Below are 12,859 nucleotides of genomic sequence, written 5' to 3' on the forward strand. Positions count from 1 at the left end.
GTTTGCCCCTTCGCACAGCGAAGGGGTCGCAGACTGGGGGTCGCCTTTCTTTTGGGTACTTTTCTTTGGCGAAGCAATGAAAAGTACCTCGGCCGCCGGGGCGACTCCCGGCCTCCGCCCTCCATCAAGGCATGCCGTTAACCAGGCACACGGCCCTTTGCGCGGAGGTAGAGCGCTTCAAAAAGCATAGCTGCTAGCGCATATTCCACTAGCGCATCCAGCCAAAATCACCCCAAAACCCCAGACACCAGCCTCACCACCCGGTCACACCGCGCCGCCAGCGACTCATCGTGCGTCACCATGACAAACGCCGTGCCCTGGTCCCGCGCCAACTGCAGCATCAGGTCGAACACCCCATCAGCCGTACTCCGGTCCAGATTGCCCGTAGGCTCGTCGGCCAGCACGCATGCAGGCCGCGTCACCAAGGCCCGCGCAATCGCCACCCTCTGGCGTTCCCCGCCAGACAGCTCGGCCGGCCGGTGCATCAACCGCTCCTTCAAACCGACCGATGTCAGCACCCGCTCCGCCTCGGCATGGCACTGCGCCAACGGCAGGCGGCGGATACGCAGCGGCATGGCCACGTTGTCCAGTGCGCTGAACTCGGGCAGCAGGTGATGGAACTGGTAGATAAAACCCAGGTACTGATTGCGCAGCTGCCCCTGGCGCTCGGCCGACAGCGACGACATCTCCTCGCCCTTGAGGCGCACCGTGCCCGCCGTGGGCGCATCCAGCCCGCCCAGCAGGTGCAGCAAGGTGCTCTTGCCCGAGCCCGAGGCGCCCACGATCGCCAGCGTTTCGCCTGCATGGATCTGCAGGTCCACACCCTTGAGCACGGTCACATCCAGACGGCCTTCGGAAAAGCGTTTGGTCAGGCCCTTGGCTTCCAGCACCACCGGGTGGTGGTTGGTATGGGGGGTGGGGTTACTCATAGCGCAGCGCCTCGGCAGGGTTCACACGGCTGGCGCGCCAGCTGGGGTACAGGGTGGCGACAAAGGCCAGCACCAGCGAGATGACGGCAATGGGCACGATGTCGCTGCTCTGCGGCTCGCTGGGCATCTTGCTGATGAGGTAGATGTCCTTGGGCAAAAAGCTCGCATTCAGCGCACGCTCGATGGCCGGCACGATCACGTCGATGTTGAACGCGATGCCAAGGCCCAGCAGCAGGCCGACCAGCGTGCCAATCACGCCCACCATCGCGCCCTGCACCACAAAGATGCCCATGATGCTTTTGGGGCTGGCGCCCAGCGTGCGCAGGATGGCGATGTCGGCGCGCTTGTCGGTCACCGTCATCACGAGGGTGGACACCAGATTGAACGCTGCCACCGCCACGATGAGCGTCAGGATGATGAACATCATGCGTTTTTCCAGCTGCACGGCAGCGAACCAGGTGCGGTTTTGTTGTGTCCAGTCGCGGATCAGCAGCTGGCCGCTCAGGCTGCGGGCCAGCTCCTGCGCCACCTCGCGCGCTTGGTGCAGGTCCTTGAGCTTGAGGCGCACGCCCGTGGGGCCTTCCAGGCGGAAGATGCGCTGCGCGTCCTCATGGTGCAGCAGCACCAGGGCCGAGTCGTATTCGTAGTGGCCGGAGTCAAACGTACCCGCCACCGTCATCTGCTTGAGGCGTGGCACCACGCCAGCCGGCGTCACCTGGCCAGCGGGCGCAATCAGCGTCACCGGGTCGCCCACGCGCACGCCCAGGGCGCGGGCCAGTTCGCCCCCCAGCACCACGCGGAACTCGCCGGGCACCAGCAGGTTCAGCGTTTTCTCGTTGGTGGCAGCCAGGTCGGTCACCGCCCCTTCCAGGGCCGGGTCGATGCCGCGCACCAGCGCGCCCTTCATGTCTTCGCCACGCGCCAGCAGGGCCTGTGCCGCGACAAAAGGTGCAGCCCCGATCACGTTCGGGTTCTTCTTGGCCTCGGCCAGGGTGAGCGCCGGGTCGGGCAGTGAGGCCCCCAGGGGCGCAAAGATCTCGATGTGCGAGACCACGCTGAGCATGCGGTCGCGCACGTCCTTTTGAAAGCCGTTCATCACCGACAGCACGATGATCAGCGCCGCCACCCCCAGCGCAATGCCCAGCATGGACACGCCCGAGATGAACGAGATGAAGCCATTGCGCCGCGTGGCGCGGCCCGCGCGCGTGTAGCGCCAGCCCAGGGCCAGTTCGTAAGGAATTTGCATAGTCACCCGAATAAGCCAGTCCAGGTTGTCTGGCTGGGCGGGGCCGATTGTGGCATCCCGGACAATACGCCCATGTCGGACACCACCCATTTGCTCGTTCCCTACGCCGCCAGCGCCTCACAGGGATGCCAGCAAGCCCAACAGGGCCTGGCCCTGCCCCACCTGGACCGGCTGCTGGCCCGGCTCAGCCCCTATCCCGCCCAGAGCGACAGCGGCGAAGAAACCAGCTTCTCCGCCCCCCATGAACGCGCCCTGGCCCGCGCCCTGGGCCTGCCCGCGCAGGACGGCCGCATCCCCTGGGCCGCCTGGCACCGCCAACAGCAGGGCCTGACGACCCACGGCGAGGCCTGGGCCTTCGTCACGCCCTGCCAGTGGCAGGTCAGCACCGACCACGTCACCCTGCGCGACCCCGAACAGCTGGGCCTGGACGAAGCCGCGTCCCGCGCGCTGCTGGCCATCGTGGCGCCCTGGTTTGCCGAGGACGGCATCGCCCTGCACTACGACCAGCCCACCCGCTGGCTGGCCAGTGGCCCGCTGTTGGCCGACCTGGCCACCGCATCGCTGGAGCGCGTGCTGCTGCGCGACGTGCGCGCCTGGATGCCCGATGTGAAACAAGCCCGCACCCTGCACCGCCTGCACAGCGAGATGCAGATGCTGCTGTACACCCACGCCTTCAACGACGAGCGCTCCGCGCGCGGGCTGCCCGTCGTCAACTCGTTCTGGGTGCATGGCACGGGCGCACTGTCCGATCCACCGCCCGCCACCCCATCCCTCCAACTGCCCCACATGCCCACCACCTTGCGGGACGCCGCCTTGCACGACGACTGGGGCACCTGGGCCAGCGCCTGGGCAGCGCTGGACGCAGGCCCCGTGGCCGACCTTCTGCGCCTGGCCGAAAGCGGCACCGCCGTGCAGCTGACCCTGTGCGGAGAGCGCAATGCGCTGGGCTTCTACACCGCTCCACGCAGCCTTGCACAGCGGATTCAAGGTCTTTTTCGCCCCATGCGCTGGTCGAATATGCTGGTGCAGCTATGAAAATAATAGCAAGAGACATTCCACCCCGCGCCGCCTGGGCGCTGGAGCAAGCCGGCGTGCACCCGCTGCTGGCGCGCCTGTATGCCGCGCGCGGTGTGCGGGCCAAGGACGAACTGGACGATGGCCTGGGCCGCCTGCTGCCGCCCAGTGGCGACCAGGGCTTGAAGGGCATTGACGCCGCAGCCCGCCTGCTGGCCGATGCCATGGCGCAGAACCAACGGCTCATCATCGTGGCCGACTACGACTGCGACGGCGCCACCGCCTGCGCCGTGGGTGTGCGCGGCCTGCGGCTGCTGGGCGCCCAGAACGTGGACTACCTGGTGCCCGACCGCGTGACCGATGGCTACGGCCTCACCGCCTCGATCGCCCGCCGCGTGGCCGAGCGGGGTGCCGACATGCTCATCACCGTGGACAACGGCATCGCCAGCGTGGACGGCGTGGCCGAAGCCAAGGCACTGGGCCTGCAGGTGCTGGTGACCGACCACCACCTGCCGGGCCCCGAACTGCCGGCGGCGGACGCCATCGTCAACCCCAACCAGCCCGGCTGCCCGTTCGAAAGCAAGTCCATGGCCGGGGTGGGCGTGATGTTTTATGTGCTGCTGGCCCTGCGCGCCGAGCTGCGTGCTCGTGGCGTGTTTGACGCCGCCACCCAGCCCAAGCTCGACCCCTTGCTCACCCTGGTGGCCCTGGGCACCGTGGCCGACGTGGTCAAGCTCGACGCCAACAACCGCCGCCTGGTCGCCCAGGGCTTGAAGCGCATCCGCGCGGGGCAGATGCCAGCGGGCATTGCCGCCCTGTTCCACGTCGCAGGCCGCAAGGCGCCCGTGGCCACCACCTTTGACTTTGGCTTTGCTTTAGGCCCGCGCATCAACGCTGCAGGCCGCCTGGCCGACATGACGCTGGGCATCGAATGCCTGCTGACCGACGACGCGGGCCGCGCGGCCGAGCTGGCCGCCACGCTGGACGGCATCAACCGCGAGCGCCGCGAGATCGAGGGCGGCATGCGCGACCAGGCCATGCTCATGGCCGAGAGCCTGTTTGACGAGAGCGAAGAGCCGCCCCCGGCCATCAGCGTGTTCGACCCCGACTTCCACGAAGGCGTGGTGGGCATCGTGGCCAGCCGGATCAAGGACAAGCTGCACCGCCCCACTTTTGTGTTTGCCGCCAGCAGCGCACCGGGCAAGGAGCATGAGCTCAAGGGCTCGGGCCGCTCCATCCCCGGCTTTCATCTGCGCGACGCGCTGGACCTGGTGGCCAAGCGCCACCCGGGCGTGATCCTCAAGTTCGGCGGCCACGCCATGGCAGCGGGCTGCACCGTGGCCGAGGAATCGTTCGACGTGTTCGAGCAGGCGTTTGCCCAGGTGGCGCAGGAATGGCTGGACGCCGCCACACTCACCCGCCGTATCGAGACCGACGGCCCGCTGGCCCCGGAATACTGCCGCGCCGACATCGTGGACACGCTGCACCGCGAGGTCTGGGGCCAGGGCTTTGCGCCCCCCACCTTCAGCGAAGAAGTGCAGATCGTGAGCCAGCGCTTGGTGGGCGAGGCCAAGAACCACCTCTCGCTCAAGCTCATCCACCAGGGCAGCCCCGTGGACGCGATCTGGTTCGGCCACACCGAGCAGCTGCCCGCGCGGGTGCTGCTGGCCTTCCGCCTGGATGTGAATGAGTGGAAGGGCGAGCGCAAGGTGCAGTTTCTGGTGGAGGGCGCGCAGGTTTAGCGCGCCGCAGCTCAAGCCTGCGTCGGCCCCCTGCTTCGCTGGCGGATCACGGTCACTGGCTCGCCGCCTTGCCCCCAATTACGAGAACCTGTTTGAGGTATTTTCGGGGTCGCACAAGTACCTTGCCGGGATGGGATGCAAGGCGCGGTGCGCAGCCAATAGCCCGTGCTATTGGCAAGCGCCGCAACGCCGCAGACCGCCCGGCAAGGCACTTGCCCGAAGGGTTGGAGTGAAATCGGGCGATTGAATGCCCCGGCTGCTTGCATGGGCATGAGCCCATGCGGCGCACCCGAAGCATCCACTCATCCCGATTGCACTCCAATGCGATCCCCGAAAATGCCTCAAACAGGTTCTGCAGATCCACCTCGTCGAGGATGACGGTGACGCTTTCCGGCCGCTTGTCCAGCACCTGCTGCATGAGCTGGGTCACGCCCGCAATCCAGGCGGCTTTCTGGACTGCGGTAGTGGGTAGGTCGCGGCGCGCAAGGCGGATGTTGACCAAGGGCATCGGAGAGTTCGTTCTGAATGCACCCAAACAAAAAACAAAAGGCAGCCAAAGCTGCCTTGTTGTGCAACCGGCCTACTGGCCGATCACCCAAATAGCCGCCAGCGCTTGATAGTCGCGCGCTGGCCGCTATCGATTTAGAAGCTTTCCCAATCGTCATCGCCACCCTGCGCCGCCTTGGGAGCGGGTACTGGGGCCAATGCCTTGGCCGGAGGCAGGCGCGCCGGGGCGGGCGCAGGGGCCTTTGGGGCGGCAGCGGACGCCACACGGGGCGCGCTGGCCGTTGCCTTGGCCACGGCAGGCCGTGGTGCGGGTGCCGCTGCCGGCGCCCGGGTGGCCACCGCACCCACGTTGAACACAGACACCACCTGCGCCAAGTGCTGGGCCTGGTCGCGCATCGAGGCGGCTGCAGCAGTCGATTCCTCCACCAGCGCCGCGTTCTGTTGTGTCATCTGATCCAGGTGTGTGACGGCCTGGTTGACCTGCGCGATGCCGTCGCGCTGTTCTGTCGAGGAGGCCGTGATCTCGCCGATGAGGTCGCTCACGCGCTGTACGCTGGCAACGATCTCTTGCATGCTTTGCCCGGCCTGCGCCACCTGGGCCGAGCCCGATTCCACGTTTTCCACGCTGGCGCTGATCAGGGTCTTGATCTCTTTGGCCGCTTCGGCGCTGCGCTGCGCCAGGCTGCGCACTTCGCTGGCCACCACCGCAAACCCACGGCCTTGCTCGCCTGCACGGGCCGCCTCCACCGCTGCGTTCAGCGCCAGGATGTTGGTCTGGAAGGCAATGCCGTCGATGGTGCCGATGATGTCGCTGATCTTTTTGCTGCTGTCGGTGATCTGCTGCATGCTGGTGACCACCTGGCCCACCACTTCGCCGCCCCGCGCTGCCGCCTGGGCCGCCGTGCCGGCCAGCTGGTTGGCCTGGCGGGCCGTGTCGGCCGACTGGCTCACGGTGGCCGTGAGCTGTTCCATGCTGGCCGCCGTCTCTTCCAGGTTCGAGGCCGTCTGCTCTGTGCGCGCCGACAGGTCGTGGTTGCCGTTGGCAATCTCTACCGACGCCGACGATACCGAGTCCACCCCCTGGCGCACTTCACTCACCACACCACGCAGCCGTGCTGACATGGCCGAGAGGGACCTGGTGAGCACGCCCAACTCATCCTTGCGGTCATCGTGAATGTCCTGCGTGAGGTCTCCGGCCGAGATGGCTTCAGCCAACACAACTGCTCGATCGAGCGGAAGCGTGATGGAGCGCACCAGCAACGCCGCCAGCAGCATGCCCAAGGCTACCACCGCGATGGCTGCGACGGCTCCGATCAACGCGAGGTTGCCGCGCGTGGCGCGCGCGGCCTGCATTGCTTCGTCACGCTGGCGTTCTTGCACGGCCACGAACTTGTCAATCGACTCCAGGTAAGCCACCACCTTGGGACGGTAGACTTTCTCCACATAGGCCTGCTTGGCGGCAGCGTCTCCCGCGTCGGTCAGTTCCTTGAGCTTGTCTGTCTGACCGCGAACATCGGCACGCGCGGCGGCCACTGCAGCCAATGCAGCCTTGTCCTCGGGGGACACCGCCGCCTTGTTGATTTTTTCCTGTACCGGGGTGATGCGCGCGGTGAGCGCGGCCACCCGGGTATCGAAATCTGCCTTGAGTGCCTGGTCGGTGGTAACAAACCCTGCCATCGACATGGTGACGGCCACTTCCGCCAAGCCGCGCCAGCTGACCGCCGTGGTGATGGCAGACTCGTATTTGTTGACCGCATCTTCAGTTGCGGCGGTCACTTGCCGCCCATACATCTGTGTCCAGACAGCGGCCACCAGCATCAGCGCCAGCAGCCCAAGAATCACGCTCCACATCTTGTGGGCGACGCGCAGGTCATTGAATTTCATGGTTACTCCTGATGCTCTGCGAAAACTCCAAGGTTCCGCGTTGTTGTTTCTTGCCCGAGGAAAACCACCACCCCGCAACCGGCGTCCACCCCGGCTGAACACCCGCCAGCGAGGCACAGTGCGGGTGTAACCAGTGTTATTGGATTCCTTGGGGCGTGTTATCAGTACAAGCCCTAAAATGAATCGGTGACCTCCATACTCAACGCCGACCTGCACTGCCATTCCGTCGTCTCCGACGGAACCCTCACGCCCGAAGACCTGGCCGCGCGGGCCAAGGCCAACGGAGTGGAGTTGTGGGCGTTGACCGACCACGACGAGATCGGAGGCCAGAACCGTGCGGCCGCTGCCGCCCGGGCCCAGGGCATGGCCTACCTCACCGGCACCGAGATTTCGGTGACCTTTGCCGACACCACCGTCCACATCGTGGGCCTGGGCTTTGACCCCGACGACGCCCAGCTGGCCCAGGGCCTGGCCGCCACACGCGGCGGGCGCGGCGAACGGGCGCACGACATGGCGGCCCAACTGGCCCAAGTCGGCATCAAGGGCGCCTACGAAGGCGCGCTGCAGTTTGTGGGCAACCCGGCGCTCATCTCCCGCACCCATTTCGCGCGCTTTCTGGTGGAAACCGGCGTGTGCAAGGACACCTCCGAGGTGTTTCGAAGATACCTGACCGAGGGCAAGCCCGGCTATGTGCCGCACCGCTGGGCCAGTCTGGGCGACGCCGTGCGCTGGATCACCGAAGCCGGGGGTATGGCGGTGATCGCCCACCCGGCGCGATACAAATTCAGCGCCAACGAAGAATTTGCGCTGTTCTCCGAGTTCAAACAGCATGGCGGGCGCGCGGTAGAAGTGGTCACCGGCAGCCATAGCGCCGCCGAATACGTGACCTACGCGGCCATGGCGCAGGAGTTTGGTCTGGCCGCCTCGCGCGGCAGCGACTTCCACAGCCCGGACGAGTCCCACACCGACCTGGGTACGCTGCCCTTGCTGCCCGGCGCTTTGACCCCCGTGTGGGAACTGCTGTCCGACCGAATTTTGCGATGACCCCACGCGCCGCATCGAGCGCGCCAGCAGCCGGCAACCGCCCTGTGAAGGATGCCCCGCTTTGCCGTGCTCTGGAGCGCTGCTCACTGCATCATTGAGAACTTGCTCCTATGGCCCAGTATTTCGAAGCCCACCCCGACAACCCGCAGCCCCGGCTGCTCAAGCAAGCCGCGTTGCTGCTGCAAAAAGGCGGCATCGTGGCCGTGCCCACGGACTCGAGCTACGCGCTGGTCTGCCACCTGGACGACAAGGACGCGGTGGACCGCCTGCGCCGCATCCGCCAGGTGGATGAAAAGCACCACCTCACACTGCTGTGCCGTGACCTGTCGGAGCTGGCCAACTACGCACGGGTGGACAACCGCCAGTACCGCTTGCTCAAGCTGGGTACGCCAGGCCCTTACACCTTCATCCTCGAAGCCACCAAGGAAGTGCCCCGCCGGGTGAGCCATCCCTCGCGCAAGACCATTGGCCTGCGTGTGCCCGACCGCAAGGGCCTGCAGTTGTTGCTGGAGCTGCACGGTGCCCCGCTGCTGGCCACGACGCTGATACCTGCGGGCGAAACCGAGCCCCTGAATGACCCGCAGGAGATCCGCGAACGCTACGAAAAACTGGTGGATGCCATCGTGGACGCAGGTGCCTGCCCGCTGGAGCCCACCACCGTGGTGGACCTGACCCCCATGGGCACGGGCGGCGACCCCGTGGTGGTGCGCGAAGGCCGGGGCAGCCTGCAGGCGCTGGGCTTGTAAGCCGGCTTCGGCACCTCGCGCTGTGCAAACCCGCCCCAGGGCCTGCTGAACCGTCTGTTGTGTAGCAGGGCCAAAACTGGCGCTGCCCAAAACCAGCGCCACCGTGGAACTGGCTTTGCCAGGCCCCCGGTGGCGCCCCCTTGGGGGAAGCCGCGCAGCGGCTCAGGGGGTTATAGCTTGAACGCCCCGACAGCCTGCTCCAGGTCCCGGGCCTGCGCCGACAACGCCGACGCCGTGGTCACCGCATGCTGCACCAGCGAGGCCGTCTCTTGCGTGCTGCCGTCCATGTGCGACACCGCCACGTTGACATGGCTGATGGCCTCGCTCTGCTCGCGCAGGGCGGTGGAGATTTCGCCCAGCAGCGCGCTGACCTGCCCCACGGCACCGACAATCTCTTCCATGGTTTTGCCCGCCTTGCCCACCTGGCCGGCACCGCTTTCGACCTGTTCGACCGACGCGCTGATCAGCGCCTTGATCTCGCGCGCTGCCACCGCGCTGCGCTGGGCCAGGTTGCGCACCTCGCTGGCCACCACCGCAAAGCCACGGCCCTGCTCGCCGGCACGCGCGGCCTCTACAGCTGCGTTGAGCGCCAGGATATTGGTCTGAAAGGCAATGCCCTCGATCACCTGGATGATGTCCACGATCTTGCGCGAGCTGCCACTGATGGCCTGCATGGTCTGCACCACTTCGCCCACCACCGAGCCACCTTGCTCGGCAATCGCCGACGCCTGCACGGCCAGGCCGCTGGCCGAATGGGCGCGTTCGGCGTTCTGGCGCACGGTGGCTGTCAGCTGCTCCATGCTGGCCGCCGTCTCGGTCAGGGACGACACCTGATCTTCCGCACGGCGCGACAGATCGGTATTGCCGTGGCCAATGTCTGCCGCAGAGGCGGTGATGGAATCGGTGCTTTGCTTGATGCGGGAAACCAGGTCGGTCAGCGTGTCCTCCATGGTTCCCAGTGCGCCCAGCAGGCGTCCAAAGTCGCCCTGCAGGTCGGAACTGAACTCCTGGCTCAGGTCGCCCGAGGCCACGGTTTCCGCAATCAGGATGGCCTGGTTGAGCGGCGCCACAATGCTGGCGCGCAGACTGAGCGTGGCCACCAAAGCCAGCACAAACACCACCACACTGCAGCCGATGACCCAGGTGCGCGCACTTTGCAACTGCGCCAGCGCTGCCTGCGCCGGGGGCGTGGCACCCTGCAGCGCCTGCTCGGCACCGCCGATGCCGGACAGCGCCATCACCATCAGCAGCAGCACGACGAGTGCGAGGCCGCCAAACGCCAGCAACAGGCGCGTTCCGATCTTCAAGTTGTTCCACATGGCTTCAATGTCTCCTGGCCTGTTGTATGTCGTTGTGGGAGGGACCGCCGCGCAGCGCTGCGCGCCAAATGGCACGGGCCGCAGGCAAGAAGGCTGATGCTAGCAACGAACACCCCCGCATGGAGGCCTATCGGCATACGTACAACCCACAACAGCACACGGGCACAGCGTATGCGCACACACGCTGCGTCACCCTGGCAACGCCGGGGACAGTGGAGCGTCTGAGACAATCCCGGCGTGGACACCTCCAATCTCATCCAAACCGTTCTGATCTACGCCCTGCCGGTGCTGTTTGCCATCACCGTGCACGAGGCGGCCCATGGCTACGCGGCGCGCCACTTTGGCGACAACACCGCGTACATGATGGGGCGCATCACGCTCAACCCGTTCAAGCACATCGACCCGGTCGGCACCATCCTGATGCCGCTGCTGCTGTACTTTGCAACCTCGGGCGCATTCCTGTTTGGCTACGCCAAGCCGGTGCCGGTCAACTTCGGCAATCTGCGCAACCCCAAGAAGCACATGGTGTGGGTGGCCCTGGCGGGGCCCGCGTCCAACTTCATCCAGGCCATCGCCTGGGCCGTGCTGCTCGTGGTGCTGGTGGGAACGGGGATCGAGGAGCGCTTCTTCCTGGAAATGGCACGCGCCGGGGTCATGGTCAACCTGGTGATGTGGGCCTTCAACCTGTTTCCGCTGCCGCCGCTTGATGGCGGGCGCATTCTGGTGGGCCTGCTGCCCTGGAAACAGGCCCATATGGTGTCGCGCGTCGAGCCCTGGGGCTTTTTTATCGTGATGGGCCTGGTGATCGCCGGGGTGGTGGGCACGCTGTGGCTGCGCCCCCTGATGGCCGTGGGCTACACCGCCATCAACCTGCTGCTCACCCCGCTGACGGCCTTGCTGCGCTGAGCGCAGCACAGCCTGTGAGCCCGCCACTTCCTGTTCATTTGATCTGCTGAGTTTTTGTTTCCCATGAGCACCACCCGTTTTCTCACCGGCATCACCACCACCGGCACCCCCCACCTGGGCAACTTCGTCGGCTCCATCCGCCCGTCGGTGGCGGCCAGCCTCACGCCCGGCGTGCAGAGCTTTTACTTTCTGGCCGACTACCACGCGCTTATCAAGTGCGAAGACCCGGTGCGCATCCAGCGCTCCACGCTGGAGATCGCGGCCAGCTGGCTGGCCGCAGGGCTCAACCCCGAGAAGGTCACGTTCTACCGCCAGTCCGACATCCCCGAGATCCCGGAGCTGACCTGGCTGCTGACCTGCGTGACCGGCAAGGGCGTGCTGAACCGTGCCCACGCCTACAAGGCCAGCGTGGACAAGAACACCGCCGCCGGGCGCGAGCAGGACGACGGCGTGACCGCAGGCCTGTTCATGTACCCGGTGCTGATGGGCGCGGACATTCTGATGTTCAAGGCCCACAAGGTGCCGGTGGGCCGCGACCAGATCCAGCACATCGAGATGGCCCGCGACATGGCGGCCAGCTTCAACCACCTGTACGGCGAGCACTTTGTGCTGCCCGAGGCGGCCATCGACGACCACGTGGCCACACTGCCCGGGCTGGACGGCCGCAAGATGAGCAAGAGCTACGACAACACCATCCCGCTGTTCAGCTCGCGTGCCCAGCTGCAGAAGCTCATCGGCGGCATCCTTACCGACTCGCGCGCGCCCGGCGAGGCCAAGGAGGTCGAGGGTTCGGCTCTGTTCCAGATCTACCAGGCCTTTGCCACGCCCGAAGAGACCGAGGCCCTGCGCAAGGCCTATGCCGACGGCATTGCCTGGGGCGACGCCAAGCACCTGCTGCTGGAGCGCGTGGACCAGGTGATCGCCCCCATGCGCGCGCAGTACGAAGAACTCATCCACAACCCTGCGCGCATCGAACAGACCCTGCTGGCCGGTGCCGAGCGCGCCCGCGCGCTGGCCACGCCGTTCATCCGCGAACTGCGCAGCGCCGTGGGCCTGCGCAGCCTGGTGCAAGCCAGCACAGCCGCCAAACCGGCCAAGGCCGCCAAGGCCGCACTGCCCGCTTTCAAGCAGTACCGCGAGGCCGACGGCAAGTTCTACTTCAAGCTCGTGGCGGCCGACGGCCGCCTGCTGCTGCAGAGCACGGGCTTTGACGCTCCCAAGGAGGCCGGCCAGGCGATTGCCCAATTGCAGAAGGACAGCGCAGCCCTGCAGACCCTGGCCCCGCGTTTGGCGCCCGTGGACGGCGTGGAAGCTGCCGAAGTGACGGCCGCCCTGCAGGCGCTGGCCGAGGCCGCCACAGCATAAGCCGGCGCGCCACCGAGCGCCGCGTGCAAGACACACAGCCCGAGCCGCAAGGCTGCGGGCTTTTTTTGTACGCCTTTCAACGCCTAGGCGCTACATTTTTGATAGCTATCTGGGCATATCGCACTAGCGCTACCGGCCAAAAAGGCCTCAAACACCC

The 12,859-nt window shown here is 66.3% G+C and carries 11 protein-coding genes; 6 read left to right on the top strand and 5 right to left on the bottom strand.

Annotated features, from left to right (window positions below):
• Positions 1-227: 227 nt before the first annotated feature.
• Together lolD and AC1Q64_RS05165 are read right to left on the bottom strand one after the other, a co-directional pair.
• Positions 228-929 carry a lipoprotein-releasing ABC transporter ATP-binding protein LolD gene (lolD, locus tag AC1Q64_RS05160; protein WP_492250693.1) on the bottom strand — a complete coding sequence of 234 codons (702 nt, stop codon included), beginning with the start codon at positions 927-929 and terminating at the stop codon, positions 228-230.
• Positions 922-2,175 carry a lipoprotein-releasing ABC transporter permease subunit gene (locus AC1Q64_RS05165; protein ID WP_492250694.1) on the bottom strand — a complete coding sequence of 418 codons (1,254 nt, stop codon included), beginning with the start codon at positions 2,173-2,175 and terminating at the stop codon, positions 922-924. The genes lolD and AC1Q64_RS05165 overlap by 8 nt, the downstream gene beginning before the upstream one ends.
• 72 nt (positions 2,176-2,247) lie before the next feature.
• On the opposite strand from AC1Q64_RS05165, the gene AC1Q64_RS05170 reads away from it, so the two are divergent.
• Both AC1Q64_RS05170 and recJ read left to right on the top strand, forming a co-directional pair.
• Positions 2,248-3,210: a phosphoglycerate mutase gene (locus AC1Q64_RS05170; RefSeq protein ID WP_492250695.1), complete on the top strand. Its 963-nt coding sequence runs from the start codon at positions 2,248-2,250 to the stop codon at positions 3,208-3,210.
• A complete protein-coding gene (gene recJ, locus AC1Q64_RS05175; protein ID WP_492250696.1) occupies positions 3,207-4,931 on the top strand; it encodes a single-stranded-DNA-specific exonuclease RecJ in 1,725 nt (574 codons plus the stop codon). The genes AC1Q64_RS05170 and recJ overlap by 4 nt, the downstream gene beginning before the upstream one ends.
• Positions 4,932-4,983: 52 nt before the next feature.
• Here the strand turns inward: recJ and AC1Q64_RS05180 are convergent, their stop codons facing one another.
• The gene (locus tag AC1Q64_RS05180) at positions 4,984-5,439 is read right to left on the bottom strand and encodes a tautomerase family protein (RefSeq protein WP_492250697.1); all 456 of its coding nucleotides are present in this window, start codon (positions 5,437-5,439) and stop codon (positions 4,984-4,986) included.
• Positions 5,440-5,573: 134 nt separating this feature from the next.
• Positions 5,574-7,322, bottom strand: a complete 1,749-nt coding sequence (locus AC1Q64_RS05185; protein WP_492250698.1) for a methyl-accepting chemotaxis protein — start codon at positions 7,320-7,322, stop codon at positions 5,574-5,576.
• 186 nt (positions 7,323-7,508) lie between these two features.
• On the opposite strand from AC1Q64_RS05185, the gene AC1Q64_RS05190 reads away from it, so the two are divergent.
• Together AC1Q64_RS05190 and AC1Q64_RS05195 are read left to right on the top strand one after the other, a co-directional pair.
• Entirely contained in the window at positions 7,509-8,366 is an 858-nt protein-coding gene (locus tag AC1Q64_RS05190; RefSeq protein ID WP_492250699.1) for a 3',5'-nucleoside bisphosphate phosphatase, read from the top strand.
• Positions 8,367-8,476: 110 nt separating this feature from the next.
• Positions 8,477-9,112, top strand: coding sequence for an L-threonylcarbamoyladenylate synthase (locus tag AC1Q64_RS05195; RefSeq protein ID WP_056060901.1), 636 nt, complete (start codon positions 8,477-8,479; stop codon positions 9,110-9,112).
• Between the two features lie 170 nt (positions 9,113-9,282).
• Here the strand turns inward: AC1Q64_RS05195 and AC1Q64_RS05200 are convergent, their stop codons facing one another.
• Entirely contained in the window at positions 9,283-10,431 is a 1,149-nt protein-coding gene (locus tag AC1Q64_RS05200) for a methyl-accepting chemotaxis protein (RefSeq protein ID WP_291437562.1), read from the bottom strand.
• 237 nt (positions 10,432-10,668) lie between these two features.
• On the opposite strand from AC1Q64_RS05200, the gene AC1Q64_RS05205 reads away from it, so the two are divergent.
• Complete coding sequence (locus AC1Q64_RS05205) at positions 10,669-11,337, top strand: site-2 protease family protein (RefSeq protein ID WP_291437563.1); 669 nt, start codon at positions 10,669-10,671, stop codon at positions 11,335-11,337.
• Positions 11,338-11,400: 63 nt separating this feature from the next.
• The gene (locus AC1Q64_RS05210) at positions 11,401-12,702 is read left to right on the top strand and encodes a tryptophan--tRNA ligase (protein WP_492250700.1); all 1,302 of its coding nucleotides are present in this window, start codon (positions 11,401-11,403) and stop codon (positions 12,700-12,702) included.
• Positions 12,703-12,859 lie beyond the last annotated feature (157 nt).

The organism is Acidovorax sp. GW835-FHT14G06, assembly GCF_058793595.1.

What these genes read in the sequence shown, in the direction of transcription:
- AC1Q64_RS05195 (WP_056060901.1), top strand. Translation starts at nt 8,477, where the DNA reads ATGGCCCAGTATTTCGAAGCCCACCCCGACAACCCGCAGCCCCGGCTG.
- recJ (WP_492250696.1), top strand. Translation starts at nt 3,207, where the DNA reads ATGAAAATAATAGCAAGAGACATTCCACCCCGCGCCGCCTGGGCGCTG.
- AC1Q64_RS05210 (WP_492250700.1), top strand. Translation starts at nt 11,401, where the DNA reads ATGAGCACCACCCGTTTTCTCACCGGCATCACCACCACCGGCACCCCC.
- AC1Q64_RS05165 (WP_492250694.1), bottom strand. Translation starts at nt 2,175, where the DNA reads ATGCAAATTCCTTACGAACTGGCCCTGGGCTGGCGCTACACGCGCGCG.
- lolD (WP_492250693.1), bottom strand. Translation starts at nt 929, where the DNA reads ATGAGTAACCCCACCCCCCATACCAACCACCACCCGGTGGTGCTGGAA.
- AC1Q64_RS05180 (WP_492250697.1), bottom strand. Translation starts at nt 5,439, where the DNA reads ATGCCCTTGGTCAACATCCGCCTTGCGCGCCGCGACCTACCCACTACC.
- AC1Q64_RS05170 (WP_492250695.1), top strand. Translation starts at nt 2,248, where the DNA reads ATGTCGGACACCACCCATTTGCTCGTTCCCTACGCCGCCAGCGCCTCA.
- AC1Q64_RS05200 (WP_291437562.1), bottom strand. Translation starts at nt 10,431, where the DNA reads ATGTGGAACAACTTGAAGATCGGAACGCGCCTGTTGCTGGCGTTTGGC.
- AC1Q64_RS05185 (WP_492250698.1), bottom strand. Translation starts at nt 7,322, where the DNA reads ATGAAATTCAATGACCTGCGCGTCGCCCACAAGATGTGGAGCGTGATT.